Genomic DNA, 26,297 nt, shown 5'->3' with positions numbered 1-26,297 from the left:
CGACAGGGCGCGAAGGTGGAGGCGGGATGGGGATGCGGATCGGCGACGCCGCGGCGGCGACGGGGACCACTCCGCGCGCCCTCCGCTTCTACGAGCAGCGCGGGCTGCTCCTCCCGCCGCGCACCGCGTCGGGTCAGCGGGAGTACGGCCCGCGTGAGATCGCCCGCGTCCGTCTGGTGCGGCAGCTACTCGCCCTCGGCCTGACCGTCGAGGACGTCGCCGGCTGCGCCGACCGCCTGGACCTGCTGGAGGGCGACACCCTCCCGCCGTACGGCTCCCCCGGCTGCACGGGCGGCACGGGGGTCGTCCAGCGCCGCGTCGCCGCCCTGAACGACGAGATCGGCCGCCTCACCCGCCTGCGGGACCGCCTTGCCGCGACCGTCCCCGAAGCCGGGCGATCGGCGGGCCGGTGAGGCGTCAGTCGCGGTCCCAGGCGTAGGGGTCGACGTAGATGACGTGGCCGCCGCGGTCGTCGGTCTCGTCCACGATGTCCTTGCGCGGCTTCGGCGGGGGGCTCGGGGCACGCTTCGCGGCCGGTTTGCGCGGGGTGTCGGGAAGCGGCTTGCCAGGAACCGTGTCGCCGGGATTCCGGGGCGTGGCCCCGGCCCGCCGCGCGCCCATGTCGTCGAAGGTCTCCGCCGCCGCCGCGGCGTGCTCGTCGGTCCAGTCGTCCCTGATCACCGGGATCGGCTGGGTCTCCGCCTCGGTGGCGTCCAGCCAGTGCCCCGGCAGATGGGCGGCCCGGGCGGGCCGCACCTTCCCGGCCGCCTTGGCGATGGCTGCGCCGGCCTTCCTGACCGGCTCCGGCGGGGTCGCCGGCCGCCGGGAGATCAGCCACCAGTTGGCGATGCCGGCCGAGATCCCGGCGGCCACGCCGACCTCCAGCGCGACCGACAGCGCCACCTCCCAGGGGGAGGGCCCCACGGCGGCCAGCCCGGCCCCGCCGAGCGGGCCGCCCGACAGCGCCGCGAGCGTCCCCGCCGCGAGCCCGCTGGTGATCCCGCAGACGAAGCCCCACAGCGGCGCGGCCTCGATCGAGGGGGTGGGCGCCACGCGGGCCGTCACCACGCCCGCGACCGCCCCCACGGCGAACGGCACCGCGATCACCGACATGACCCACGGGGGCGCGGTGCCGGGCGGCGGCAGCGCGCCGAGCAGCGGCAGCATGGGGACCGCGCCCAGTTTGACGCCGGTGGGCGCGACCAGCGTTCCCGCGCCCACCGCGAAGCCGGGTCCCGCGATGTACGCCATCCCCCAGATCACGGCGTTGCAGAAGTAGAGGACTTCCAGGAGCACGAGCAGCAGGCCGCCGACCAGGCCGGGGCTGAGGATCTCCGACATCTGCTGGATCCGGGTGAAGTTGACCGCCACGGTCACGAGGACGAGCACCGCCCCGGCCGTGAGGAGCAGCGCGGTCGCGACGGCCGTACCGGCGACGAGTGAGCGCGGCCGCTCGGGCAGCAGGCGCAGCATCGACCGCCACGGCCCGATCGTGCGGGCGGTGGCCACCGACCCCGTGACGAAGGCCAGCAGCAGGTGGCTGACGAGCGCCTCACCCGGGAACGGCTGCATGATCTCGTTGCGCGACACCAGGGCGATCACCCCGGCGAGCAGCGCGTACGGCGCGGCCAGCGAGATGCCCGCCTGGGCGATGAGCACGAGCTGGGCGCGGCGGCGGGCGTTCTCGACGTCGCGGGGGGTGCCCTTCGGCAGCCGGGCCGGCATCCTCACCCGCAGGTCGGCGTCGCGTGCCATCCACAGGCCCGCCCGGTAGAGCAGCGCGCCGGGCAGGATCATGAGCCCGATGGGCAGCAGGCCCACCCGGCCGCCGGGGATCGCGAACCCGGCGTGGTGGGCGGCCAGCCAGAGCTGGCAGGCGGTGCGGAACACGCCGGGCAGGCCCTCGCCGAAGGGTCCCCGGGGAGCGGCCATCCAGCCGATGAGGGTGAGCGTGGTGAGCACGGCGATGCCGACGCCGAGTGTCCAGAACGCGGCCAGCATGCCGGAGACGGGAAGCGGACGGCGGCTCTCCTCGTCGTCACCGGCGCCCACGCGGCCGAGGACCGCGCGAGGACCGGTCCTGAATTGATCGAGAAGTCCCGTCACGCTACCTCATAATCCCAGCGCGGCCCCCGTACGCCACGTCGCCACGCCGTTCATCCCCGCCCGAAATGGGATGATCTTGCGGCCACCGCCGTCGGCGCTCCCGCCGTCAAACGCGTCGTGACCTCACGCTGCCCAGGGAGCGCGAGGTCACGAACGGCGAATCCGGGTCACTGCCCGATCGTCACGACATGAGCTCGCGCATGAGGCGGGCGGTCTCGCTGGGCGTACGGCCGACGCGGACGCCGACCTTCTCCAGGGCTTCCTTCTTGGCCTGGGCGGTGCCCGCGGAGCCGGACACGATCGCGCCGGCGTGGCCCATGGTCTTGCCCTCGGGCGCGGTGAACCCGGCGACGTAGGCGACGACCGGCTTGGTGACGTGCTCGTCGATGTAGGCCGCGGCCCGCTCCTCGGCGTCGCCGCCGATCTCGCCGATCATCACGATCGCGTCGGTCTCCGGGTCCTCCTGGAACGCCTGGAGCGCGTCGATGTGCGTCGTGCCGATGACCGGGTCGCCGCCGATGCCGACGCAGGTGGAGAAGCCGATGTCGCGCAGCTCGTACATGAGCTGGTAGGTCAGCGTGCCCGACTTCGACACCAGGCCCACGCGGCCCTTGGTGGTGATGTCGGCCGGGATGATCCCGGCGTTGGACGCGCCGGGCGAGGCGATGCCGGGGCAGTTCGGCCCGATGATGCGGGTCTTGTTGCCCTTGGAGACGGCGTACGCCCAGAACTCGGTCGTGTCGTGGACCGGCACGCCCTCGGTGATGACCACGCAGAGCGGGATCTCGGCGTCGATGGCCTCGCGGACGGCCGCCTTGGTGTGCGCCGGGGGCACGAAGACGACGGAGACGTCGGCGCCCGTCCGCTCCATGGCCTCCGTGACGGTGCCAAAGACCGGCAGGCCCTCGTGCGTGACGCCGGCCTTGCGGGCGTTGACGCCGCCCACGACGTTCACCCCGGCGGCGAGCATGCGGCGGGTGTGCTTGGTGCCCTCACCGCCGGTCATGCCCTGAACGATGATCTTGCTGTTCTCGGTGAGCCAGATAGCCATTACGCACCTACCGCGGCGAGCTCGGCGGCGCGCTTGGCCGCTTCGTCCATCGTGTCGACCAGCTCGACGCGCGGGAGCGCGGCGTCGGCCAGGATCTGCCGCCCGAGAGCGGCGTTGTTGCCGTCCAGGCGGACGACGAGCGGGTGGGTCACTTCCTCACCACGGCTCTCCAGCAGCTTGAAGGCCGAGACGATGCCGTTGGCGACCGCGTCGCAGGCGGTGATGCCGCCGAAGACGTTCACGAAGACCGACTTCACCGACGGGTCGGACAGGATGATCTCCAGTCCGTTCGCCATGACCTCGGCCGAGGCCCCGCCGCCGATGTCGAGGAAGTTGGCCGGCTTGGGCCGCCCGGGGAACTCCTCGCCCGCGTACGCCACGACGTCCAGCGTGGACATGACCAGGCCGGCGCCGTTGCCGATGATGCCGACGTCGCCGTCCAGCTTCACGTAGTTGAGGTGCTTCTCCTTGGCCCGGGCCTCCAGCGGGTCCTCCGCGGCCTTGTCGACGTACGTCACGTGCTCCGCCTGGCGGAAGTCCGCGTTGTCGTCGAGGGTGACCTTGCCGTCGAGCGCCTTCACCTGGCCGTCGGCCGAAAGGATCATGGGGTTGACCTCGACGAGGGAGGCGTCCTCGTCCACGAAGACGGCCCAGAGCTTCTCGATCAGCTCGGCGGCGCCGTCCAGCGCCTGCTGCGGCAGGCCGCCGGCCACCGCGATCTCGCGGGCCCTGGCGCGGCTGACGCCCGTCAGCGGGCTGACCGGCACCTTCGCCACCTTCTCCGGCGCGGTGTGCGCGACCTCTTCGATGTCCATGCCGCCGGAGGCGGAGCAGATCGCGAGGAACGTACGGTTGGCACGGTCGAGGAGGAAGGAGAAGTAGTACTCCTCCGCGATCTGGCTGGCCTCCTCGATCAGAACCTTGTGGACCGTGTGGCCCTTGATGTCCATGCCGAGGATCCGCGTCGCCTTGTCGTACGCGTCGGCGGCGTCGTCGGCCACCTTCACGCCGCCGGCCTTGCCGCGCCCGCCGGTCTTGACCTGGGCCTTGACGACAACGCGTCCGGTGAGCTGCTCGGCAGCCGCCCGCGCCTCATCCGCGGTGTGCGCCACTTTTCCGCGCGGCACCGCGATGCCGTACTCCGCGAAGAGCTCCTTCGCCTGATGTTCGAACAGGTCCACGAGGGTCCGTCCCTTTTGATGTCCGAGGCCGGGCGCCGTCGTCCCGCCCGGCTATTCCGCGCAAGAAGCCTAGTCCCCGCGCGAGCATGGCCTTGTCATCGGGTCACCCAGAGCCTTGCCTTCAACCCTCGATTACGGCAAGGTTGGGCAAAATGCCTAAACGGTGGTGGGAACCGCAGAACGGACCCAGTCCACGATCTCCTGCGTCGTTGAGCCCGGCGTGAAGATCCGCGCCACCCCCATCCGCTCCAGTTCGGGGATGTCGGCCTCGGGAATGATGCCGCCGCCGAACACGACGATGTCCTCGGCCTCCTCCTCGCGCAGCACCTCGAAGAGCCGGGCGAACAGCGTCATGTGGGCGCCCGACAGAATTGACAGCCCGATGGCCGCCGCGTCCTCCTGGATCGCCGTGCGGACGATCTGCTCCGGCGTCTGGTGCAGCCCGGTGTAGACGACCTCCATGCCCGCGTCCCGCAGTGCCCGCGCCACGACCTTGACGCCGCGGTCGTGCCCGTCGAGCCCCGGCTTGGCGACGACGACCCGAATCCTGCCTGCCATGAAGACCTCCCAGATGGTGCCGCTGCCCGAAGCGTAACCGCCGGGGCGGCGAACCCTCCCCGTGCCCACTCCCGCGCCCACCCCTCCGCCGGCCTCTTCTCCATGTGTTCCTTTCGCATGCGAACTATTCGCGCGAAATGATAATCAAACCGCATACCGCCCTTCATCAGCTATTTCACAGGAAATCTAGATTTCCGTGACTTTTCCGTGATCATGAACGGCGAGGATTCCCGGGCCGCTCTTGATGATCAAGGGCACTTACGGGAGGAACCCCACGTGAAGCGAGCAGTAATGGCGCTGGCGTGCGCCGCGACGGCCGCGCTCGTCGCGCCCGCCGTCGCCGCCCCCGCCCAGGCACAGACCACCGCGGGAAGCCAGGCGCGGCCCGCGAACCCGGTGGCCGCGCTCAAGAAGCAGTTCGTTCCCGGCCGCGGCGTGCGCGTCGTCTCGTCCGCCAGGTTGAACTACGGCGGCTTCATCGACGTCAAGTCCGGCTCGAAGGGCGTCTTCGGGTTCGGCCGGTCCGGGGTCGCGTCCTCCGACCTCACCACCAAAAACAACTACGGTGGCGGGCTGGGTGACGACGACGAGCTCAAGGGCCTGAACGACCCGATGCGGACCATCACCATCGGCCGGACGTCGTACGTCTCCGGAGGTATCTACGCGGACCTGCTCCCCGACGGCAAGTCGTGGCTGCGCCTGCCCGGGCAGGACCCGGACGCGGCGCTGACCGGCAACGGCGGCCTCGTCAACCCGCTCGACCCGCGTGCCCTCCAGGCGGTCCTCGCGACCACCAAGGCCAAGGGCGCGGGCGGTGTCGTCAACGGCGCGCGGACCACGCTCTACCGTGGCACGATCACGGTGAAGCAGCTCGCCGCGGCGGTGCCGTCGCTGCGCAAGGGCCTGCCCTCCAGCATGTCGAAGGGCGTGATCAGCTGGAAGCTGTGGATCGGCGGAGACCAGCTCGTCCGCAAGGTGGTCAGCTCGATGACGACGACCATGAAGCTCAAGAAGCTGAGCATCGACATCGAGATGAGCAGCACGACCGCCTACAGCGGCTGGGGCGGGAAGGTCACGGTGAAGGCGCCGCCGAAGGACCAGGTCGCCACCACCTCTGACATCGACGGCAGCGTGCCGGACCTGCCGCAGGTCGTCGACCTGGGCGACTGATCCGCACCCGGACGTCCGCGGCGGCCGGGCTTCCCGCCCGGCCGCCGCTCAGAGCTTCTCGATGGGCGCGTAGGCGAGCAGCAGGGTCTTCTCGCCGTCCCCACCGAAGTCGATCTTGACTCGGGTCTTCCCGGCGACGCCGTCCACGCTGACGACCGTGCCCAGCCCGAAGCTGTCGTGGGTGACGCGGTCGCCGGGCGACAGGCTCGGCACCTGGCGGCCGCCCGCCTTCGGCGCCGGCGCCGTACGCGCGGAGGGGCGGGAGGTCGCGGCGGACCAGGCGGTCTTGCCGGGATCGCCGCGCCACTCGACCAGGTCGCCCGGCACCTCCGACAGGAAGCGCGAGGCCGGGTTGAACGACGGCGCCCCCCACGAGGACCGCACCGCCGAGCGGGACAGGTAGAGCCGCTGCTTGGCGCGGGTGATGCCGACGTACGCCAGCCTGCGCTCCTCCTCCAGCTCCTTCGGGTCGCTCAGCGAGCGCATGTGGGGGAAGACGCCGTCTTCCATGCCCGTGAGGAACACCACCGGGAACTCCAGGCCCTTGGCGGTGTGCAGGGTCATCAGCGTGACCACCCCGCCGTGCTCGCCGGTCTCGGGAGCGCGGTCGCCCGGGGGAACGACCCCCGCGTTCCCACCCGGGATCTGGTCGGCGTCGGCGACCAGCGAGACCTGCTCCAGGAAGTCGACGAGCGTGCCCTCCGGGTTGGCCTCCTCGAACTCGGCGGCCACCGAGATCAGCTCGTTGAGGTTCTCCAGGCGGCTCTCGTCCTGCGGATCGCCCGAGGTCTCCAGCTCCGCGCGGTAGCCGGTGACGCGGAGCACCTCCTCCGCGAGGTCGGACAGCGGGAGCTCCTTGGCCCGAAGCTCCTCCAGCATCGCGACGAAGTCCCTGATCGCGTTGAGCGACCGGGTGGCCAGCCCCGGCGCCTCGCCGGCCCGGCGCAGCCCCTCCCAGAAGCCGACGCGCTCCCGGTTCGCGAACGCCTCGACCATCGCCTCCGCCCGGTCGCCGATGCCGCGCTTGGGCACGTTGAGGACCCGCCGAAGCGACACCGTGTCGTTCGGGTTGGCCAGGACCCGCAGGTAGGCGAGCAGGTCCTTGACCTCCTTGCGCTCGTAGAACCGCACCCCGCCCACGACCTTGTACGGCAGGCCGGTGCGGATGAAGATCTCCTCGAAGACGCGGGACGCGGCGTTCGTGCGGTAGAAGATCGCCACGTCACTCGGCGTGACGTCGTGGTCGTCGCAGAGGCGGTCGATCTCCTGCGCGACGAACATGGCCTCGTCGTGCTCGTTGTCGGCCGCGTAGCCGATGATCTTCGATCCCGCGCCCTGGTCGGACCACAGGTTCTTCGGCTTGCGGCCCTCGTTGCGCGAGATGACCGAGTTGGCGGCGTTCAGGATCGTCTGCGTGGAGCGGTAGTTCTGCTCCAGCAGGATCGTCCGGGCGTCCGGGTAGTCGCGCTCGAACTCCAGGATGTTGCGGATCGTCGCGCCGCGGAAGGCGTAGATCGACTGGTCGGCGTCGCCGACCACGACCAGCTCGGCGGGCTCGACCCCCTCGCGCACGACGTCACCGTCGGCGGTGCGCACCTCGGGCCGCCCGACCAGCTCGCGGACCAGCGTGTACTGCGCGTGGTTGGTGTCCTGGTACTCGTCGACCATCACGTGCCGGAACCTGCGCCGGTAGTGCTCGGCCACCTCGGGGAAGAGCTGGAACAACGTGACCGTCAGCATGATCAGATCGTCGAAGTCCATCGCGCCGGCCTCGGTGAGCCGCCGCTGGTAGGTGCGGTACGCCTCGGCGAGCGTGCGCTCCAGGTGGGTCGACGCCCGGTCGGCCGCCGTCTCGTAGTCGATCAGCTCGTTCTTGAAGTTGCTGACCTGGGCCGAGAACGACCGCGGCGGGTAGCGCTTGGGATCGAGGTCGAGCTCGCGGCAGACCATCGCCATCAGCCGCTGGGAGTCGGCCTGGTCGTAGATCGAGAAGCTTGAGGTGAAGCCCAGCCGCTTGGCCTCGCGCCGCAGGATCCGTACGCAGGCGCTGTGGAACGTCATCACCCACATGGCCCTGGACCTCGGGCCGATCAGCTTGTCGACCCGCTCCTTCATCTCGCGGGCGGCCTTGTTGGTGAAGGTGATCGCGAGGATCTCCCCCGGCTGGACGCCGCGTTCCGCCAGCAGGTAGGCGATGCGGTGGGTCAGCACCCGGGTCTTCCCGGAGCCCGCCCCCGCGACGATCAGCAGGGGGCTGCCCTGGTGGGTCACGGCGCCCCGCTGCTGCGGGTTGAGGCCGTCGAGCAAGGGATGGGTGGCGGCTCCGATGGACACGTCCCTAGGGTATGACCGCCCACCGACATCCGGAGCCCACTCACCCGGCAAGTCCAGTTTAAGGTAATTGCCGGACCATGAGGAGGTTGCCCGTGCTGGACGAGGCGGATATCCGCAAAGTGCTGGTCGTCGTCGCGCACCCCGACGACATCGACTTCGGCGGGGCGGGAACGATCGCCAGGCTGACCGAGGCGGGGGCCGAAGTCGTCTACTGCCTGGTCACCGATGGCGACGCGGGCGGGTTCGACCGTCTCGTGGACAACGGCGGCATGGCGGCGCTGCGCCGGGCCGAGCAGACGGCGGCGGCCAAGTGCGTGGGCGTCGGCGACCTGCGCTTCCTGGGATACCAGGACGGCATGGTCGAGCAGACGCTCGGCCTGCGCCGCGACATCGCGCGGGTGATCCGCCAGGTGCGGCCGGATTTGGTCGTCACCTCGTCCCCCGACCGCAACTACGAGCGGCTCGGGCCGAGCCACCCGGACCACCGGGCCGTCGGCGGCGCCACCCTCGACGCCGTCTATCCCGACGCCCGCAATCCGTACGCCTTTCCCGAACTGCTCACCGACGAGGGCCTGGAGGCCTGGACGGTGCGCGAGGTCTGGCTGAGCGGCGGGACGGCCGTGAACCACTACGTCGACGTGACCTCCACCGTGGGCCGGAAGATCGCCGCCCTGCGCGCCCACGAGAGCCAGACCTCGAACATCCCCGACCTCGACGGCATGATCAAGGGCTGGCTCTCCGCCAACGCGGCCGCCGCGGGCCTCCCCGAGGGCGCGTACGCCGAGGCGTTCCAGCGGGTCGTCACCGCCTGAGCGGGTCGTCACACGCAGGCGTCACGAGCCGGTCGGCGCAGGCGGGTCGTCGCAGGCGGGTCGGCGCAAGCAGAGGAGGGCGGATCTCCACCCGGGGGTGGAGATCCGGCCGGTCTCCATCCCGGCCTCTCCCTCCTTCTCCACCCGTTCTGCACCCACTTCTCCACCCCGGCGCCGATCCCGTCCGGGCCCGCTCTCCGTACGGTCGACGCATGGAAAAAGCGCAGATCATCGTCGTCGCCCTCGCCGCCATCGCCTTTGTGATCTACCGGCAGACGACGCCGCGACCGGCCGCCAGGCGGGCCGGGCTGATCATCTCCGTGGCGATGATCCTGGGCGGTCTCGCCTCCGACGGCGCGGCGCTGGTGGACCCCCTCCACCCGGTGCTGGCCGTCACCCTGCTCGTCTCGGGCCTGATCGTGGCGGCGGGACTCGGCGCGCTGCGCGCGACGACCACCCGGGTGTGGCGCGACCCGCACGGCGTCGCCTGGTCCCAGGGCACGGGCCTGACGCTGCTCGCGTGGGCGGGCTCCGTCGCCGCCCGGATCGCCATGATGGCCCTGACCGCCCTGCTCGGCGTCGCCACGTCCCAGGGCTCCATCCTCCTGTTCGTCGGAGTGACCCTCGGCGTCCAGTTCCTGGTCGTCGCCTGGCGCGCGAACGCCCTCCCCGGCGCCGCCGTCCCGGACGCGTACGCCGCCCGCTAACGTCGGGACGTGCAGCCGGTCTCCGCGACCGCGCCCAGGCGGTCGCGTACGCCTACCGGACCGGGCTCGCCCATCCCGGCGACGACTGATCCCGGCCGGTCGGGCCGGCCCGGCGGTCGTCCAGGCGGCGTGCCGCCCGGGCGGCGGCGTAGCCGAAGGAGTTCGTCGCCACGTGCAGCAGCGCCGGGGCGAGCAGACCGGCGCGGTGGCGGAGCCCGTGGAACACCAGCCCCGCCAGCGCGGTGGACGCCACCGTCCCCGCCACCAGCCGCCCCACCTCCACACTGTCCGGGCGCGCGTCCACACTGTCCGGGCGCGCGGCGCCCAGGGCGGGGTCCTCCCCCGACGCTGGCCGCCCCGCCTCGACGCCGCCCCGACCGCCGTCGGCGAAAGCGGGGTCCTCCCCCGCCGCGAGGCGTCCGAGGGCGGGATTGGCGCGGGCCATGTCGAGCGCGGGCAGCACGTGCCAGAGCCCGAACAGCGCGGCCGAGGCGGCGGCCGCCGTACGCGCGGGCAGGACCCGGCCGAGCAGGGCCGGAAGCACACCGCGGAAACCGACCTCCTCCAGCAGTACGGTCCCGAGAGGCACCTGAACCATGGCCTCCTCCAGCACCCGGCGACGCGACAGCGCCAGCGCCCGCTGGTCGAGGAACAGCGGCCGGGTGCGAGGCAGCGCCACCCCGGCGGCGTACCCGGCGGCGACGGCGGCGGCGAGCGCTCCACCGGTCGCGGCGCCCGCGCGGGCACTCCGGAAGCCCAGCTCATGCCAGGTCAGCCCCTCCCGCCGGGCGATCAGCAGGAGCGCGCCGGTCGCGGCGGCGGACGTCACCGGGGCCCAGCGCCGGGCGACGCGGTTGTTGAGCACGTTCGCCGCGGCGAGCAGGCCGAGCCCCGTCGCGATCGCCCACCTCACGCCGTCCGCCTCACGCCGTCCACCTCATGCCGCCCATCTCACGCCGCCCGCCCCGCCTTCGCATGTGCCCCGCCGCCTCATCGCGCCACATCGTGACCTAACGCCGTCCAGAGCAGGGCCTGTTCCGAAGTGGTTCGCCCAGAACCACTCGGTGAGACACCGGGCGAGCTTCACGTCGCCGGGGAAGTCGTCGCCGGCGCCCTCGCACGGCGTGGCCCGGGACGCCGCGTCACCCCGCCGCGCGGTCCGGCGGAGGAGACCCGGCGAGCGTGCCGCAGGACGCGACCAGGGTCACCAGGAGGAAGAACGCGGCGAACGCTCGACGGGTCATTCCACCGCTAATACCCCAATTTCTGGAAAAGTTTCACCAACACCCGCCGGTAGCGGTCACAAACTCCAGAGGTGCACGGGCTCGTTGGTGTGCATGTGCTCCAGGTAGCGCAGGGTCATCCGGCGCAGCGCCTCGTGGTCCCCGCCGAGCGCCCGGGCCGTCCTGACCTGCCAGTCCGCGCCCGTACGGCCGGTCGCGCAGCGCCGCTCGATGATGCCGAGCAGCCGGTCGCGCTGGACCGGGTCGACCTCCCACAGGTCAAGCCCGTGATAGGCGAGGGGCAGCAGCCTCCGCAGGATCAGCTCGGCGGCGGGCACCTCCCCCAGGCCCGGCCAGTAGAGGCGGGCGTCCAGGCCGTACCGCGCGGCGTTGCGGAGGTTGTCCTCGGCCGCGGCGAAGGACATGCGCGACCACACGGGACGCTCGGCCGACGGGAGCACCCGCATGAGCCCGTAGTAGAACGCGGCGTTGGCGGCGATGTCCGCGACCGTCGGCCCGGCCGGTAACACCCGGTTCTCCACCCGCAGGTGCGGGACGCCGCCGGCCACGTCGTAGACGGGCCGGTTCCAGCGATAGACGGTGCCGTTGTGCAGCCGGAGCTCGTGCAGCCCGGGCACTCCGCCGTCCTCCAGGACCTGCCTCGGGTCCTCCTCCTCGCACAGCGGCAGCAGCGCGGGAAAGTAGCGGACGTTCTCCTCGAACAGGTCGAAGACCGAGGTGATCCACCGCTCCCCGAACCACACCCGGGGCCGCACGCCCTGCGCCTTCAGCTCCTCGGGACGGGTGTCGGTGGCCTGCTCGAACAGGCTGATCCTGGTCTCCCGCCACAGCTCCCTGCCGAACAGGAAGGGCGAGTTGGCCGCGACCGCCACCTGCGGGCCCGCGATGACCTGGGCCGCGTTCCAGTGGTCGGCGAACTTCTCCGGGCTCACCTGCAGGTGGAGCTGGACGCTCGTGCACGCCGCCTCGGGGGTGATGCTGTCGGCGTAGGTGTCGAGCAGGTCGACGCCCTCGATATAGAGGTGCAGGTCCTCGCCGCGGGCCGCGAAGATCTGCTCGTTCAGCAGCTTGTAGCGCGGGTTGGCCGAGAGCGTCCCCTCGCTGACGTCGGACTCGCGCAGCGTGGGCAGGATGCCGACCAGCATGAGCTGCCCGCCGACGCGCGCGGCCCGTTCCTGCCCGCGGTTGAGGCGGCGCCGTACGGACTCCTCCAGCTGCCGGCTGCCGTCACCGGACAGCACCTGCGGCGGCACGTTGATCTCGACGTTGAACTGGCCCAGCTCGGTGGCCCAGTCGGGCTCCGCGATGGCGGCCAGGACCTCGGCGTTCTTCATCGCCGGCTCGCCCCGCGCGTCGACCAGGTTCAGCTCGATCTCGAGGCCCATCAGCGGCCGTTCGAACTCGAACCGCGACCCCCGCAGCATCTCCGCGAGGACCTCCAGGGAGAGCTTGACCTTCTCCCGGTAGCGACGGCGGTCCTCCCGGGTGAAGGACACGGAGGGTACGTCACGGCCCATGCCCGAAGCGTCGCACGCCGAGGGGCGATCACACCAGACGGGCCGAGACAGTCGGGCCCACGCGGACGGGCCTACGGGGACGGGCCGACGCGGACGGGGTCAGACCAGGCGCCTGGCGGTGGCCCACCGCGACAGCTCGTGCCGGTTGGACAGCTGCAGCTTGCGCAACACGCTCGACACGTGGGTCTCGACCGTCTTCACCGAGATGAACAGCTCCTTGGCGATCTCCTTGTACGCGTAGCCGCGCGCGATCAGCCGCAGCACCTCCCGCTCCCGCTGGGTGAGCGAGTCGAGCTCGGGGTCGATGGGCGGCGCCTCGGTCGAGGCGAACGCGTCGAGCACGAATCCGGCGAGCCGAGGGGAGAACACCGCGTCGCCCTCCGACACCCGGCCGATCGCGTCGGTCAGCTCGGCGCCGCTGATCGTCTTGGTCACGTAGCCCCGGGCGCCGCCCCGGATGACCCCGATCACGTCCTCGGCGGCGTCCGACACCGACAGCGCGAGGAAGCGCACCTGCGATCCCGAGCCGAGCACCCGCCGCAGCACCTCCTGGCCGCCGCCGCCCGGCATGTGCACGTCGAGCAGCACCACGTCGGGCTCCAGCTCGGCGATCGCCGAGACCGCCGACTCCACGTCCTCGGCCTCCCCGATCACCTGGATCGACGGGCCCAGCTCGGCCCGTACGCCGGACCGGAACAGCCGGTGGTCGTCGACGATCAGCACACGTACGGTCTTCATGATTCCCTCTTCATGGTCAGCATGACCTCGGTTCCGTCGCCGGGCTCGGTCCTGACCCGGGCGCTTCCGCCGTTGCGCTCCATCCTGCCGATGATCGACTGGCGGATGCCCATCCGGTCATCGGGGACGTCGTCGAGCACGAAGCCCTTGCCCCGGTCCCGGACGAACACCGTCACCTCGTCGGGCTCGACCTCGGCGTAGACGGAGACGACCGAAGCCCCACTGTATTTGCACGCGTTGACCATCGCCTGCCGGGCGGCGTGGAGCAGGGCCGCCATGTTCTCGGACAGCTCGCAGTCGCCCACGCAGACGACCTCGATCTGCACGCCGTGGGCGTCCTCCTCCTCGGCCGCGACCCGGCGTACGGCGGCGGCGAGGGTCGCGTCGGCGTCCTGCTTGGGCTGGTAGAGCCAGTTGCGCAGCTCCCGCTCCTGTGACCGGGCGAGCCTGGCCACCTCGCGCGCGTCGTGGGCGTTGCGCTGGATGAGGGTCAGCGTGTGCAGCACCGAGTCGTGGACGTGGGCGGCCACCTCGGCCCGCTCCTCCTGCCTGATGCGCTCGGTGCGCTCCCGCTGGAGCTCCTTGACCAGCGAGGCGAGCCAGGGCGCGGCGATCATGAGCATGCCGCCGACGACCACCGCCGTGAACACCAGCCCGGTCCGCGCCTTGGCCAGCTCGCCGCTCGCGGCGAGGAAGCCGATCGCGCCCACGACGACGAGCAGCGCGCCGATGCCCGTACGGACCCAGGTCGTGTTGACCTGCTTGACCGCGCCGGACATCCAGCGCTGCCGCCGGCCCGGGTCGGCCTGCTGCCACAGGATCAGCGCGCCGATGCCGCCCACCGCGATCGGCCATGTGCCGAACCCGCCGCTGGACGCGCCCGTCAGCCAGGCGAAGGCCCCCAGCGTCAGCCACAGCACGCCGTACGCCGCGAGCTGTCCCCACTCGCGGGCGGGCTCGTGGCCTTTCACCTCCTCCTTGGGGGTGAACATCCACAGCGCGGCGTACGCCACGAGGCCCAGCCCGTCGACGACGGTGAGCAGCACGAAGGCGAGGCGCAGCACGACGGGGTCGAGGCGCAACTGGGCGGCGGCGCCCTGGGCGACGCCCGCGACCACCCGGCCCGACACGGGCCGGATCATCCGGGGGTACGCCGCGGGGGCGTTAGGCATCTCAGACATCTCGGAAAGCATCGTCACACGTCACGGAGCATGCCCGCATCAGGGCATGCCCTGATGTGGCCCCCGGGGACTCGGGGACGGCTCAGGGTCGATGCCCTTCGCCGTCTCGGCTGTCCGCCCAGGCAAGCCGTGAGGTTTGCCCGGCGGAATCGCTCTGCGCTCGCACGGTTACGGATACTGTTGGATCACGCCGTCGGGTGTGGATGGCGCTCGGCGCTGGAGGATACGGCGAGACACATGTTCGAGGCACGACTGGACCGCGAGGACGAACCGGATCTCGCGGTTGAACTGGACTCGGCCGGCCTCAGCACCGGTGTCGAGCGGGAAGTCTCCGGCGAGGAGGCGATCAGAGAACCGTTCGACCCGGAGAAGATCGACGTCGCGACCCGAACTCCCACAGTGGCCTTACTGCTGTCGCGGATACAGCGGGGTGCGCTCGACCTCCAGCCGGACTTCCAGCGGCTCGCGGGCATCTGGACGCAACAGGCACAGAGCAGACTGATCGAGTCCATGCTGCTTCGCCTTCCGTTGCCGACCTTCTACGCGGCCGAGGCCGACGACGCCCGTTGGGTGATGGTCGACGGCATTCAGCGGCTCACCGCCATGGCCCGCTTCATCGCTCCCGAAGACATCGGCGCGGCCCCCCTCGTCCTCAGACATCTCGAGTACCTGGGACCCGAGTACGAGGGCAGGCGATTCGCCGACCTGCCAGGCCGGCTGCAGACCCGCCTGCTGGAAACCGAACTGGTGGTGCATCTCATCCGCCAGGGCACACCGGAACCGGTGATGTTCAGCATCTTCGCCCGGATCAACACCGGGGGACGACCGCTGACTCGACAGGAATTGCGGCATGCCCTGATTCCCGGCCCGGCACGGAGCCTTCTGCAGGAGCTCGCCCGGTCGGAGCCGTACCAGAGGGCGACGCTCCGGTCGGTCTCCCCGGAGCGGATGGACGATCGCGAGATGGTGCTGCGTTTCATCGCGTTCCGTCTCACCGAACCCGAGCGTTACAACCGCCGGGACTTCGACGACTTCCTCCGTGCTGCGATGCACGAGATCAACCGGCTCGGCGAGGAGCAGGTGTCACGGCTTCGCACGGAGTTCTTCCGGGCTATGGACGCGGCATGGGACATCTTCGGGCAGTGGGCCTTCCGTAAGTACGTTGGCAGCCAGCGTCGTTCGCCGATCAACAAGGCGCTGTTCGAAGCGGTGGCGGTCGGCCTCGCCCGGCGTTCCGACCAGGAGCTCGCCCTGCTGCGCGAGCGGCGTGAGGAGGTGCTGGAGCGGCTGTCCATGCTGATTCGTAAGCACGACTTCGAACGGGCCGTCTCCTACAGCACCGGTGACATCGTCAAGGTCCACCGGCGGTTCACGGCCGTCGACACGCTGCTTCGGGAGGTCGCCGGTGATTGACCGGCTGAGTGTCACCAACTTCAAGGCGTTCGGCTTCGCAGAGATTCCACTCGCCCCCTACACCTTGCTCTCCGGGTTGAACTCCAGCGGCAAGAGCACGGTCTTGCAGGCGTTCGCGCTGCTCCGCCAGTCGTACGAGGCCCTGCACGAGGAGGACGGCGGTTTCCTGCTGAACGGGGATCTGGTCGAACTCGGGGTCGGGCAGGACGTTCTGCACGAGGACTACATTCGCCTGGACGACTCGGAACCACGTATTCGCCTCGCTCTGCGATACCAAGGCGCCGAATACTCCTGGTCGGTGCGTTATGAGCGAGAGGCGGACCTTCTCCGGGTAGACGATGGCTGCGATCGGTCCGGCTCCGCTCTACCGCCGCCACTTTCCGGAACGGGCTTCCAGTACCTTCGTGCCGACCGCATCTCCCCCGCGGTCAGTTACCCGCGGTCTCACGAGATCGCTGTCAGGCGTGGGTTCCTCGGTTCGCGTGGTGAGCATACGGTCAACTACCTGCGGCACTTCCAGGACGAGCCGGTGCGCGATGAGCACCTCCGGCATCCGCAGGCACGTTCAAGCCGCCTGCTCGACCAGGCCGAGGCATGGATGCAGGAGATATGCCCCGGCGTCAACCTGCAGGCGGAGGCGATCGAGGGCACCGACTCCGTGCGGCTGAGCTTCCGGTTCGGCACCGCCGGACTGTCCGCGAGCAATCGGTACCGACCGACGAATGTCGGGTTCGGACTGACCTACGTCTTGCCGGTGGTGGTGGCATGCCTGACCGCCAGACCGGGCGGCCTCCTGCTGATCGAGAACCCCGAAGCTCATCTGCACCCTCGCGGACAGATCGGGATGGCGACTCTCACCTGCGCGGCGGCCGCCGCCGGGGCCCAGGTGGTGGTGGAGACACACAGTGATCACATGCTCAACGGGGTCCGGCTCGCGGTCAAGGAACGCAGGCTCTCCACGGGGGACGTCCTGGTTCACTACTTCCGCAGGAACGTCGGCGAAATAGAGATGGCCAGCCCTACTGTGGGGCCAGACGGAATGGTCTCGCATTGGCCCGAGGGCTTCTTCGACGAGTGGGAGCGTTCGCTGGATCGCCTCCTCGATTGAGCCACGCCCCCAAGGATCCCCAAAGGACCCCCCATGACTGTCCTGCTGTTCTTCAACGAGCTTTCTACGACGGTGGAGGCGCCGCAGCGCCGGACGGACAACGTCATGGCCGAACTCGTGGATCTGCTGAGGATGGTCCGCGGCTGGCGTGGTGACGTCGCCCTCGTCACCGCCGTGGAGTTGAAGTCCCTGGAGCTCACACCCGGCTACGCCGTACAACAGTGGATCGCTGCCAGCGGCGCCAATCGGGATCGCTGGCGCTTGATCCGTGCCCTGCAGAATCGCGCCCCTTACCGAGCCGTACTGACCGAGGGCGCGGACGCCGAGGTCGAGTACCGGCACGGAGATCGGCTCGCTGAAGGCATCGGAGCAGCCCACCTGTCAGACGGACTGGCGGTAAGCCTCACCTATGACATGGTTTGGGACCGTACGTCGGTCGAGGCTCGACGGAAGATGCTCGTAGAGGATGATCTTGGAGAGGTGTCACTGCGTGAGGACACCGTGGAGGTCCGTCACGCCGCCACTTCTGGACACGCCTTGGCGCACAAGGAGTGGGTGCAGGAGACGGGACGCGACGGTCTCGTATCGGGCGACGCGATATGGGAGCACAGGAGTCTCTTCTTTCCCCACCTCCGCTTCCTCCCTCGCGTCGAGAGAGATCTACGCGAGTTGCGGCATGACTGGGTGCGGCCAGCAGCGAACATACTCGGCAAATTGGAACGATCCATCGCTGAATGGAACATGGGCTCCGCCGCCCTGCCGCTTTGGCAGACCTATGTGAGCCCGGAGTTCGAGGGGCGCGAGCGACTGTGCAGCTTCGTCGACCTCGACGGCCTCACCCGCGTCTTCGAATGGCACGCCCGGTTAACTCCGGGTGCAGGCCGCCTCCACTTCCGTCTGGTGCCCGAGGACCGCACGGCCAGGGTCGCCTACGTGGGCCGCAAGCTCGGCATCTGACAGGCCTCCCTGATGTGGCCCCCAGGGACTCGGGGACGGCTCAGGGGTTCCCCCGATGGCAGGGTCCAGGTCGGCACGGCCAGGATGGGACCATGACCGAGGCGCCATCCGCTCCCGCTTCCGACCCCGCCGGCCAGCCAGAACCCGAGAGGGTGCTGAGCCGCCACCGGGACGGACGCATGATCACGGGCGTGTGCGCGGGCCTCGGCAGGTACACGGGCATGGACCCGGTGCTCTTCCGGGTCGGCTTCGCGGTGCTCGTTCTCGCCTCCGGCATCGGCGTCATGCTGTACGTCGCGGCGTTCCTGCTGATGCGCCGCCCGGACGGCGGCCCCGGCCATCTGGAGCAGTGGACCCGGCGGATGTTCGACGCCGAGACCGTGCTCGCGTTGCTCGCGGCGGTCTTCGCGTTCGGGCTGATCATCAACGTGGCCTCGGGCGGCATCAACCGCGGCACGATCGTCGTCGGCACGCTGCTGGCCATCGTGCTGATGACCGCCCACGCCCGGGGCGTCGACCTGCTCACCATGGCCAGGTCGATGCCGGAACGGGCGACCGGCCGGCGCGGCATGACCAGGTCCGCCCCCGGGTTCGCGCCGTTCGCCCCCTTCGCGCAGGAGCCGTACGGCCCGGCGCCGCAGCCCGCCGAGACCACGGCGATGCCGGGAGCGTACGGCCCCCAGGCCCCCGGGTGGGGGCCCGAGCCGTCGGTCGGCAGGATCGCGGACGACACGACCCCGGAAGACACCGCCAAGGACACCGCCAAGGACGCCGAGCACGGCGCGGGTTCTGTGGGGTGGGCCGACGGCGACCCGCCGACCCGGGCCTTCGAGTCTCCGGCCGGGACGGCCCCGCTGTCCATGCCGGACACACAGGTCTCCGAACCGCGCGACTCCGACACGCCTGGCCCCGGCCCACTCGGCTCCGGCGCGCATGACTCCGGCCCACGCAGTTCCGGCCCCCTCGGCTCCGGGCCTCGTGACTCCGGTGCGCGCGGTCCCCTACCGCCGCCTCGGGCCGCGGACGGGTACCGGCGGCTGTCGGACCTGGCGCGCGAGGCGCGGGCGAGCGCGCGGGGCGACCTCGGCTCACCCGGGCAGGCGCCGGGCCGGGCCGCCGGCCAGGGCTACGGAAGCGGCCAGGGATACGGCGCGGGTGAGCCCTTCGCGCCCCACGGCCCGTACACGAGGCGGGAGCCGTACCGGCCGCTCGGCACGCCCTACGCGGCGGACCCGTACGGTCCGCCCGTAGCCCCGCCGCCGCGGCCCAGAAAGCCCAAGCGTCCGAGGTCGTTCGTCAGCGGCCTCACCATATGCCTCGCCCTGATCGTTGGAGGGATCATGGTCACCATGCAGCGGACCGGCACCGGCACGGTCGGCCTCCCGGTCGTCGGCGGGGCGGTGCTCGTCACGATCGGCGCGGGCCTGCTCGTCGCCGCCTGGTTCGGGCGAGGCGGCGGGCTGGTCGCCGCCGGCACGATCGTGGCGCTCGTGCTGGTGGGAAGCACGACGGTCAACGGCATCCCCCGCAAGGTCGGCAGCTTCGTCTGGCATCCCGTCACCGCCGTCCAGTCCCCCGGCACCTACGAACTGGGCATCGGCGACGGCAAGCTCGACCTGAGCGACATTCCCCTGAAGTCCGGCGCCCGGCTGAGGTTCGACGCCTCGGTGTCGCTGGGCCAGCTCGCGGTGATCGTCCCGCCCACCGCGCGGGTCGAGGTGTACGGGTTCACGAAGCTGGGCGAGGTGCGGATCGACCACCAGGTCAAGGACGGCACGAACGTTCGGTTCGACCGCGTCCTGGAGCCCGAGACGCCCGGCAAGGGCGACGCGCCCACGATCGAACTGCACGTGAAGGCGGGCGTCGGCGACGTGGAGGTGCGACGTGCTGCCTGACCCCCATGCCGGTCCCGCTGTCGATCCTCGCGCCGAGCGCCCGCGCCGGGTGCATCGTACGAGCTGGATGTGCCTGCTCTCGGGCCTGCTGTTCATCGGCATGGGCATCCGCTACCTGACCGGGCCCGATCCCGACGCGGTCGTGATGGCTCCCCTGCTCGTCGGAGGGCTGGGCTTCGCGGCCTTCGTCGCCATCCTCGCCAAGGCCATCCGCCGCTGATCCCCTCCCGCTGACCTCTCCTCGTCGACCCTGGGCCGGGCTTCCCGCCCAGGGTCGAGGTATTTCACGCGCCGATTCGGCGATCCGCTCGCCAGGAGCATACTCAGTATGCATACTTAGTATTCATGTCCGTACGACACGGCCTGCTCGCCCTGCTGAGTCAGGGCCCGCGCTACGGCTACCAGCTCAAGACCGAGTTCGAGGCGTCCACCGCCGACACCTGCCCGCTCAACATCGGGCAGGTGTACACGACGCTGTCCCGCCTGGAGCGGGACGGCCTGGTGTCCCGCGCCGGTGAGGACGAACAGGGCCGCGTCCGGTACGCCATCACCCCCGACGGCCACGGCGAACTCGGCCGGTGGTTCGCCAAGCCCGTCTCCCGGGCCGACCGGCCCCGCGACGAACTCGTCGTCAAGCTCGCCATGGCCGCCACCACCCCCGGCGTGGACGTGGCGGCGGTCATCCAGGCGCAGCGGTCCTCGACGATGCGCAACCTGCAGGAGCTCACGCGAGCCAAGCGGGGCTTCGACGCGTCCGCCGAGGCCGCGCAGCGCCTGGTCCTCGATTCGATGATCTTCCAGGCCGAGGCCGAGCAGCGCTGGCTCGACCACTGCGAAGCCGTCCTCGCCCGCCCCTCCGACTCCAGCCCAGCCAAGGAGACCACGTGACCGAGCGTGAGCCGTCCGCGTCCCCAGCGGACCCGTTACCCCGCCCGGACGGCGAGCCGATCGTCCGCCTCGCGGACGTCGTCCGCGTCCACGGCGAGGGGCCGCACGCCGTACCCGCCCTGCGGGACGTCAGCCTCGACGTGCGGGCGGGCGAACTGGTCGCCGTCATGGGCCCGTCCGGGTCCGGCAAGTCCACCCTGCTCAACCTGGCGGGCGGGCTCGACCGGCCGACCGAGGGGTCCGTCCTCCTCGAAGGCCGCGAACTGCGGGACCTGCCACCCAAGCGGCTCGCGGAACTGCGCCGCAGGAGCGCGGGGTACGTGTTCCAGGACCTCAACCTCATCCCGTCGCTGACGGTGGCCGAGAACGTCGCGCTGCCGCGTGAGCTGGACGGCGTGTCCACGGCGACGGCCCGGCGTGCCGCCCTGCGCGTGCTGGACGAGGTGGGCCTCGCGGACCTGGCCGACCGGTATCCCGACGACCTGTCGGGCGGGCAGCGCCAGCGGGCCGCCATCGCCCGGGCGCTGGTCGGGGAGCGCCGCCTGATCCTCGCGGACGAGCCCACCGGGGCCCTCGACACCCGGGCGGGCGACGAGATCATCCACGTGCTCCGGCAGCGTGCCGACGCGGGGGCCGCCGTGCTGCTGGTCACCCACGAACCGAGGTACGCCGCCTGGGCCGACCGCGTCGTCTTCCTCCGGGACGGGCGGATCACCGACTCCTCCGACGCCGGCGGGACGGACGGCGCCGACGGCATGGGCGTGGTGAGCGCCCGATGAGAGGCCTGCGCGCCGCGCTGCGGATCTCGCGCCGCACCGTGACGGGTGGGGAGGGACTGTGCACGGCACGAAGGCGACGCCGTACACGCGGGCGGAGATCGCCGGGCTCCTCCCCGGCAGCCGACTGATCCCGGTGTCGCAGCAGTACCTCCGTTATCTCGCCCCGGGAGGGTATGAGCACGGACTCGTCCGGCAGGTGGATCTGCGCGACCCGATGTCCCAGGACACCTTCCGGCTCGTGCGGGGCAGGCTTCCCGCCGCTCCCGGTGAGGCCGTCATCTCCGCTCAGCGGCTGGACGAGCAGATCAGACCGGGCGTGACGCTCCTGGCCACGGAGGAACGGCGTCCGCTCCGGGTCGTCGGCGTCGCCCTGTTCGCCCCAACGGGGCCAAACCCCAGCGTTGTCGTCTTCCCCGGCAGTCTGCCCGACTCCGCCTTCGGGCCCGCCGATCCCGATCAGGTGACGCACAGCTGGCTCGTGGACGCCCCGCGTCCGCTGTCATGGCCGGACGTCCGCCGGCTCAACGCGCGCGGTCTCGTGGTCGCCAGCCGGGCCGTCGCCGACAGCGCTTCGGCGTCCAAGCCGCAGTACGACCTGAAAATCAACGGCTCCTCGCTACCGGTGCTCCCGTGGACCGGGATCGCGCTGCTGCAGGTCGTCCTCGCGGCCGGGCCCGCCTTCGCCGTCGGCCGGCGGCGCCGGGCCCGCGAGTTCGCGCTCGTCGCCGCCCAGGGCGGCTCTCCCGCTCAACTGCGGCTGATCGCGCTGGCCGACGGCCTGCTCTTCGGCGTCGCCGGGGCCATGGCCGGGGTCGCGATCGGCATCGCGGCGGTGCCGCTCGCCGCGCCGGGGCTCGAACTGTGGTCGAAGACGCTGGTGGACTCGTTCAGCGTTCCCTGGATCTCGGTCACGCTGGTCGCGGTGCTCGGGGTCGTCGCCGGGGTGCTGGCCGCCCTCGCCCCCGCCCTCGGCGCGGGCCGTACGGACGCCGCGGCGGTGCTGTCCGGCAGGCGCGAGCGGCGCCGCGACCGCGCGGGCCGGCCGCTGCTCGGAGCGGTGCTCGTCGTCGCGGGCCTCGCGGCGACGGCGGCGAGCGCCCGGCATGGCGTTCACTGGATCGCCGCCTCTGCGCTGGTCACCCAGCTGGGTCTGGTGGCGCTGGTGCCGACCCTCGTCCGCCTCGTGGGCGGGGCCGCCGCCCGGCTCCCCCTGCCGCTCCGGTTCGCCGTCAGGGACGCCGTACGCAACAGGGGCCGTACGGCGCCCGCCGTCGCCGCGGTGATGACCACGGTCGTGGCGCTCACCGCGATAGGCATCGCCTGGCGGGCCTCGGCCGTCAGCCCCTCGCCGTACCTGCGTGACCGGCCGCAGGGGCCGGCGGGATCACTCTGGATCTCGGCGGCCGGCCTCACTCCGCAGCTGTGGGACCGCGTCCGCGCCGCCGTGCTTCGGGAACTGCCCGCGGGCGTGCCGCTGGTCGAAGGACGGGCTCTCGCGACGAAGGCCGGCGTGCCGCTCGGCGTGAGCCTGCCGGAGCCGGTCCGCTCAGGGAACCGGCCGATCCTCTTCCTGGACCGCGGGTACGGCGGGTTGCTGGCCGGAGACGAGAGCCTGCTGCGTTACGTGCTCGGCCGCGAGGACCCGGAGGCGGTCGCGGCGCTGCACGCGGGCAAGGCGGTAGTGCTCAATCCCGCCACCGTCCGCAAGGGCAGGATCACAGCGAATGTCACAAGGCAGGACGCGGGACCCCTGGACAACCCCGAGCCGATCTCCCTGCCGGCCGTCGGGGTGCCGCCCACGGGGCAGGGCTGGGCGCGTGCGGTCGTCGCGCCGGAGGTCGCCGAGAAGCTGGGCTACGGCACCGTCACCGCCCTCCTCGCGGTGAACCCTGCGGATTATCGGATGTCACCGGCGACGGCGGACCGGATCACCGCGGCCGTGGAGGCCATCACGTCCCACGCCGTGGTCAGGCTGGAGACGCGACGCGGTCCCGTCGACGACTCGGTGGCCCTGCTCGTGCTCGCCGTGGCGGCCGCCGTGCTCGTGCTGGGGATGACCTTCGTCGCGACCGCGCTGGCGGCCGTGGAGGCGCGGCCCGACCTGGAGACGATGGCCGCGGTGGGGGCGGCTCCACGGACGAAGCGGGCCGTCGTCGCCGGCCAGGCCCTGGTGATCGCGCTGCTCGGCACGACCGTCGGAGTGCTCGCCGGCCTGCCACCCGGCGCCGCCGCCACCCGGGTCCGCTCGTCGTACGAGCCGCTGTTCGTCGTGCGGCCCGACGGGGTGCCCGTGCTCGTGCGCGCGGAGCCGCCGGCGCTCCTGCTCACGATCCCGTGGCCGCTCATCGCCCTCCTCGTCGTGGGGCTGCCCCTGCTGGCGGCGCTCGGCGGCGCCGTGTTCACCCGGTCGCGCCTGCCGCTCCCCCGGCGCAGGGTGACGTGACCTGACGCCGGGGCCGCCCGGGTGACCTCGCCGCTGTCGCAGCGGATCAGGCGCGGAGCAGTTCGGGGGTGCGCTGCTGGGGCAGGCCGGCGAGCCGGCGCTGGTCCTCGGTCAGCAGCGCGGCGATCGGCCCCGGCTCGCGCAGCCGGGTGAGCCGGTCGCGGTTGTACTTGCGCTGCCGCGCCGTGCGGCGCTTGCTCACCGCCGCCTTGTACGCGTCGACGTGGTCGCGGTCGGCCTTGCGCGCGCCGCTCAGCTCGTAGCCGTACGCGGTGAGCCGCTCGCCCAGCACCTCCTCGCACAGCGAGATCTCCCAGGACTCCAGCCGGGAGGCCCACTTGCCGGAGTGGGCGGTGGTGACCTCCTCGTGCGTGTTGCTGTGCCACACCTTGTGCCGGGGAACGGCCAGGTCGGCCATGTGGCGGGGCTCGCACATCGCCGGGTCGTAGTCCTCGCCGAGGAACACGCACAGCTTCTTGAGCTCGGTCTCCGGGTCGGCCGTCAGGTCCTCGTAGCGCAGCTCGTAGAAGCCGCCCGGCGGCAGCCTGCGCGCGTTCCGCCGGCCGAAGTCGGCCGCCTCGGCCCAGTTGGCCATCGCGTGGACGGCGTCCTCCTTGTACCAGGGCATCTGCTTCAGCGAGGCCACGCAGTCGCGGCCGTCCCGGACGAGGTGGACGAACTGCGCGTCGGGGAACAGCCGCATGAGCATCTCGACGTGCCGGTAGTAGCTGGGCCGCTTGTCGCCCCAGCGCGGCTTGCCGAAGCGCTCGGCGTAGCACTTGAAGACCATGCCGACGACCGAGCCGAAGCTGCCCGGGCCGAGCATGGCCGCCTGGACGAAGTCGGGCCGGCTCAGCCCGAGCTCGTGGAACTTGGTGGTCCGGCCCTCGGCGATCCAGCCCGCCAGCCGGCGCCGGTTGTCGGCCAGCCGCATGTCGCCGTACGCGCGGCGGGCGAAGTAGGCCGGGACGACGAACCGCGTCTCCGGCGGCACGGCGATGCGCGGGTGCGAGTGCAGCATGAGCTGGAGCATGGTGGTGCCGGAGCGCGGGCAGCCGACGACGAAGACAGGCCTGTCCGAATGCATGAGATCAATCCCCCGTGATGAAGTTGCCAGGCGTACGGCCGCCGCCCTCCCCCGGGCGCGTCCGTGACGCGGGTCCCACGGCGCGTGCCGTGCGAACGTGTGGAGCCGGCCGCCGGGGCCGGTCAGATCGTGATCTTCTCGCGCTCCGCGGCGGTGTCCGGCACCTGGCGGGACGCCAGCCAGACGCGGTAGACGAGGCTCATCTCGAAGACCAGCAGCAGCCCCCCGGCCACGACGGAGACCGGCACCAGGGCCCGGGCCCCGAGCAGCGGGCCCACGACGAAGACCGCGGCGTGGAACTCGATGCCGCTCATCACGTGGGTCCGCACCCGCCGCCGCACCAGGAAGACCCGCAACCGGTCGTACCAGGGGAAGCGGGCGTGGAACGCCTTCTGCAGGTCGACGACCGTGGCGCCGTCCCCGGCCACGGCCTCGCCGGCGGCCTGCCCGAGCTCAGTGCGCGGCCGGGCGCGCAGGACGCTCTCGGCGAGCACGCAATGCCCGTCCAGGCGCGCCTCGACGAGCGCGCGGGTGGCGTCCTTCACCCGCTTGAGCTGCGGGCCGTTGATGTAGCGGAACAGGTCGAGCACGACGACGCCCACCGCGGCGAGCACGAACTCCGGATCCCCCGAGCGGGAGTACTCCCCGAACCCCCAGCCGAAGGCGCAGCACACCACCCGCACCCGGTCGCCGACGTAGTCGAGCCACAGCCCGAAGGGCGTGCCCGTGCCCTTCAGCCTGGCGATCTTCCCGTCCATGCAGTCGACCGTGAAGCTCAGGTAGAACAGCGCGGCCCCGGCGACGAGCAGGCCCTCCGCGAAGGCGGCCGCCGAGGCGAAGCCGACCAGCATGGACAGCCTGGTCAGGCCGTTCGGCGTGACAGACGTGTGGTTGGCCGCGAGCAGCGCGAGTCGGCAGGCGAGCGGATCGACCATGAAGACGGTCCACCACGAGTCCCTCGGCTTGCGCGTCGCGAGTATGTCGTTCAGCGTGAAGCCCCCCATGAAGGCAACAATGACTACAAGCGGTAGCCGTTCGCCTGCTCTTCTGTAACAGAGAGGGCATCTCGTTGCCAGTTCTTGACCGCCATCCCAAGTAGGTAAACCATCGCCCAATCCGGTGGCCGAT

General features: G+C 71.4%; 23 protein-coding genes. 12 read left to right on the top strand and 11 right to left on the bottom strand.

All coding sequences use genetic code 11. The annotated features are described in order from the left end of the window. The first annotated feature begins 26 nt into the window (after nt 1-26). Nucleotides 27-413 (top strand): MerR family transcriptional regulator, encoded by a 387-nt coding sequence (locus tag OG344_RS14575; protein WP_327043802.1) that lies wholly within the window; start codon nt 27-29, stop codon nt 411-413. 4 nt (nt 414-417) lie between these two features. Here OG344_RS14575 and OG344_RS14570 read toward each other — a convergent pair whose 3' ends face one another. The 4 genes from OG344_RS14570 to OG344_RS14555 all read right to left on the bottom strand — a co-directional run bounded on the left by OG344_RS14570 (nt 418) and on the right by OG344_RS14555 (nt 4,896). Then, a complete protein-coding gene (locus tag OG344_RS14570) occupies nt 418-2,106 on the bottom strand; it encodes a DUF6350 family protein (RefSeq protein ID WP_405088671.1) in 1,689 nt (562 codons plus the stop codon). A gap of 181 nt (nt 2,107-2,287) precedes the next feature. Beyond that, the gene (gene sucD, locus OG344_RS14565) at nt 2,288-3,157 is read right to left on the bottom strand and encodes a succinate--CoA ligase subunit alpha (RefSeq protein WP_327043800.1); all 870 of its coding nucleotides are present in this window, start codon (nt 3,155-3,157) and stop codon (nt 2,288-2,290) included. Beyond that, entirely contained in the window at nt 3,157-4,338 is a 1,182-nt protein-coding gene (gene sucC, locus OG344_RS14560; protein WP_405088670.1) for an ADP-forming succinate--CoA ligase subunit beta, read from the bottom strand. Before sucC ends, sucD begins: the two co-directional genes overlap by 1 nt. 156 nt (nt 4,339-4,494) lie before the next feature. Next, the gene (locus tag OG344_RS14555; protein WP_327043798.1) at nt 4,495-4,896 is read right to left on the bottom strand and encodes a cobalamin B12-binding domain-containing protein; all 402 of its coding nucleotides are present in this window, start codon (nt 4,894-4,896) and stop codon (nt 4,495-4,497) included. Nucleotides 4,897-5,172: 276 nt separating this feature from the next. Here OG344_RS14555 and OG344_RS14550 point away from each other — a divergent pair, with 276 nt between their 5' ends. Continuing rightward, nucleotides 5,173-6,066: a hypothetical protein gene (locus OG344_RS14550; RefSeq protein WP_405088669.1), complete on the top strand. Its 894-nt coding sequence runs from the start codon at nt 5,173-5,175 to the stop codon at nt 6,064-6,066. A gap of 48 nt (nt 6,067-6,114) precedes the next feature. Here OG344_RS14550 and pcrA read toward each other — a convergent pair whose 3' ends face one another. After that, a complete protein-coding gene (gene pcrA, locus OG344_RS14545; RefSeq protein ID WP_405089092.1) occupies nt 6,115-8,373 on the bottom strand; it encodes a DNA helicase PcrA in 2,259 nt (752 codons plus the stop codon). Nucleotides 8,374-8,477: 104 nt separating this feature from the next. Between pcrA and OG344_RS14540 the strand changes: the two genes are divergently transcribed. Then, nucleotides 8,478-9,212 (top strand): PIG-L deacetylase family protein, encoded by a 735-nt coding sequence (locus OG344_RS14540; RefSeq protein WP_327043796.1) that lies wholly within the window; start codon nt 8,478-8,480, stop codon nt 9,210-9,212. A 212-nt stretch (nt 9,213-9,424) separates the two neighbouring features. Next, complete coding sequence (locus tag OG344_RS14535) at nt 9,425-9,919, top strand: hypothetical protein (RefSeq protein WP_405088668.1); 495 nt, start codon at nt 9,425-9,427, stop codon at nt 9,917-9,919. 52 nt (nt 9,920-9,971) lie between these two features. Here OG344_RS14535 and OG344_RS14530 read toward each other — a convergent pair whose 3' ends face one another. From OG344_RS14530 to OG344_RS14515, 4 genes are all read right to left on the bottom strand, one after another. After that, a complete protein-coding gene (locus OG344_RS14530; protein WP_405088667.1) occupies nt 9,972-10,832 on the bottom strand; it encodes a type II CAAX prenyl endopeptidase Rce1 family protein in 861 nt (286 codons plus the stop codon). 387 nt (nt 10,833-11,219) lie between these two features. Further along, nucleotides 11,220-12,680: a glutamate--cysteine ligase gene (locus OG344_RS14525; RefSeq protein ID WP_405088666.1), complete on the bottom strand. Its 1,461-nt coding sequence runs from the start codon at nt 12,678-12,680 to the stop codon at nt 11,220-11,222. A 99-nt stretch (nt 12,681-12,779) separates the two neighbouring features. Continuing rightward, on the bottom strand, nt 12,780-13,418 hold the full coding sequence (locus tag OG344_RS14520) for a response regulator transcription factor (protein ID WP_327043791.1): 639 nt from the start codon (nt 13,416-13,418) through the stop codon (nt 12,780-12,782). Continuing rightward, the gene (locus OG344_RS14515; RefSeq protein ID WP_405089091.1) at nt 13,415-14,590 is read right to left on the bottom strand and encodes a PspC domain-containing protein; all 1,176 of its coding nucleotides are present in this window, start codon (nt 14,588-14,590) and stop codon (nt 13,415-13,417) included. The genes OG344_RS14520 and OG344_RS14515 overlap by 4 nt, the downstream gene beginning before the upstream one ends. Before the next feature lie 189 nt (nt 14,591-14,779). On the opposite strand from OG344_RS14515, the gene OG344_RS14510 reads away from it, so the two are divergent. From OG344_RS14510 to OG344_RS14475, 8 genes are all read left to right on the top strand, one after another. Then, the gene (locus tag OG344_RS14510; RefSeq protein WP_405088665.1) at nt 14,780-16,012 is read left to right on the top strand and encodes a DUF262 domain-containing protein; all 1,233 of its coding nucleotides are present in this window, start codon (nt 14,780-14,782) and stop codon (nt 16,010-16,012) included. Beyond that, nucleotides 16,005-17,120, top strand: coding sequence for a DUF3696 domain-containing protein (locus tag OG344_RS14505; RefSeq protein ID WP_405088664.1), 1,116 nt, complete (start codon nt 16,005-16,007; stop codon nt 17,118-17,120). Before OG344_RS14510 ends, OG344_RS14505 begins: the two co-directional genes overlap by 8 nt. 33 nt (nt 17,121-17,153) lie before the next feature. Further along, the gene (locus OG344_RS14500; RefSeq protein ID WP_405088663.1) at nt 17,154-18,077 is read left to right on the top strand and encodes a hypothetical protein; all 924 of its coding nucleotides are present in this window, start codon (nt 17,154-17,156) and stop codon (nt 18,075-18,077) included. 92 nt (nt 18,078-18,169) lie between these two features. Continuing rightward, complete coding sequence (locus OG344_RS14495; RefSeq protein ID WP_405088662.1) at nt 18,170-19,972, top strand: PspC domain-containing protein; 1,803 nt, start codon at nt 18,170-18,172, stop codon at nt 19,970-19,972. Next, complete coding sequence (locus tag OG344_RS14490; protein WP_405088661.1) at nt 19,962-20,192, top strand: hypothetical protein; 231 nt, start codon at nt 19,962-19,964, stop codon at nt 20,190-20,192. The genes OG344_RS14495 and OG344_RS14490 overlap by 11 nt, the downstream gene beginning before the upstream one ends. A 125-nt stretch (nt 20,193-20,317) precedes the next feature. Then, on the top strand, nt 20,318-20,860 hold the full coding sequence (locus tag OG344_RS14485) for a PadR family transcriptional regulator (protein WP_405088660.1): 543 nt from the start codon (nt 20,318-20,320) through the stop codon (nt 20,858-20,860). 59 nt (nt 20,861-20,919) lie between these two features. Then, a complete protein-coding gene (locus OG344_RS14480; RefSeq protein WP_405089090.1) occupies nt 20,920-21,639 on the top strand; it encodes an ABC transporter ATP-binding protein in 720 nt (239 codons plus the stop codon). A 58-nt stretch (nt 21,640-21,697) separates the two neighbouring features. Continuing rightward, entirely contained in the window at nt 21,698-24,082 is a 2,385-nt protein-coding gene (locus OG344_RS14475; RefSeq protein ID WP_405088659.1) for an FtsX-like permease family protein, read from the top strand. 46 nt (nt 24,083-24,128) lie between these two features. Here OG344_RS14475 and OG344_RS14470 read toward each other — a convergent pair whose 3' ends face one another. Both OG344_RS14470 and OG344_RS14465 read right to left on the bottom strand, forming a co-directional pair. Continuing rightward, nucleotides 24,129-25,169, bottom strand: a complete 1,041-nt coding sequence (locus tag OG344_RS14470) for a sulfotransferase family protein (RefSeq protein WP_405088658.1) — start codon at nt 25,167-25,169, stop codon at nt 24,129-24,131. Between the two features lie 122 nt (nt 25,170-25,291). Continuing rightward, a complete protein-coding gene (locus tag OG344_RS14465) occupies nt 25,292-26,173 on the bottom strand; it encodes a CDP-alcohol phosphatidyltransferase family protein (RefSeq protein ID WP_405088657.1) in 882 nt (293 codons plus the stop codon). Nucleotides 26,174-26,297: the final 124 nt, after the last annotated feature.

The organism is Microbispora sp. NBC_01389 (assembly GCF_045040095.1).
Lineage (GTDB): Bacteria > Actinomycetota > Actinomycetes > Streptosporangiales > Streptosporangiaceae > Microbispora.
This window is presented reverse-complemented; position numbering and strand designations above follow the sequence as displayed.

What these genes read in the sequence shown, in the direction of transcription:
- OG344_RS14575 (WP_327043802.1), top strand. Translation starts at nt 27, where the DNA reads ATGGGGATGCGGATCGGCGACGCCGCGGCGGCGACGGGGACCACTCCG.
- sucD (WP_327043800.1), bottom strand. Translation starts at nt 3,157, where the DNA reads ATGGCTATCTGGCTCACCGAGAACAGCAAGATCATCGTTCAGGGCATG.
- OG344_RS14555 (WP_327043798.1), bottom strand. Translation starts at nt 4,896, where the DNA reads ATGGCAGGCAGGATTCGGGTCGTCGTCGCCAAGCCGGGGCTCGACGGG.
- OG344_RS14540 (WP_327043796.1), top strand. Translation starts at nt 8,478, where the DNA reads ATGAGGAGGTTGCCCGTGCTGGACGAGGCGGATATCCGCAAAGTGCTG.
- OG344_RS14535 (WP_405088668.1), top strand. Translation starts at nt 9,425, where the DNA reads ATGGAAAAAGCGCAGATCATCGTCGTCGCCCTCGCCGCCATCGCCTTT.
- OG344_RS14525 (WP_405088666.1), bottom strand. Translation starts at nt 12,680, where the DNA reads ATGGGCCGTGACGTACCCTCCGTGTCCTTCACCCGGGAGGACCGCCGT.
- OG344_RS14520 (WP_327043791.1), bottom strand. Translation starts at nt 13,418, where the DNA reads ATGAAGACCGTACGTGTGCTGATCGTCGACGACCACCGGCTGTTCCGG.
- OG344_RS14515 (WP_405089091.1), bottom strand. Translation starts at nt 14,590, where the DNA reads ATGCCTAACGCCCCCGCGGCGTACCCCCGGATGATCCGGCCCGTGTCG.
- OG344_RS14500 (WP_405088663.1), top strand. Translation starts at nt 17,154, where the DNA reads ATGACTGTCCTGCTGTTCTTCAACGAGCTTTCTACGACGGTGGAGGCG.
- OG344_RS14495 (WP_405088662.1), top strand. Translation starts at nt 18,170, where the DNA reads ATGACCGAGGCGCCATCCGCTCCCGCTTCCGACCCCGCCGGCCAGCCA.
- OG344_RS14485 (WP_405088660.1), top strand. Translation starts at nt 20,318, where the DNA reads ATGTCCGTACGACACGGCCTGCTCGCCCTGCTGAGTCAGGGCCCGCGC.
- OG344_RS14470 (WP_405088658.1), bottom strand. Translation starts at nt 25,169, where the DNA reads ATGCATTCGGACAGGCCTGTCTTCGTCGTCGGCTGCCCGCGCTCCGGC.
- OG344_RS14465 (WP_405088657.1), bottom strand. Translation starts at nt 26,173, where the DNA reads ATGGGGGGCTTCACGCTGAACGACATACTCGCGACGCGCAAGCCGAGG.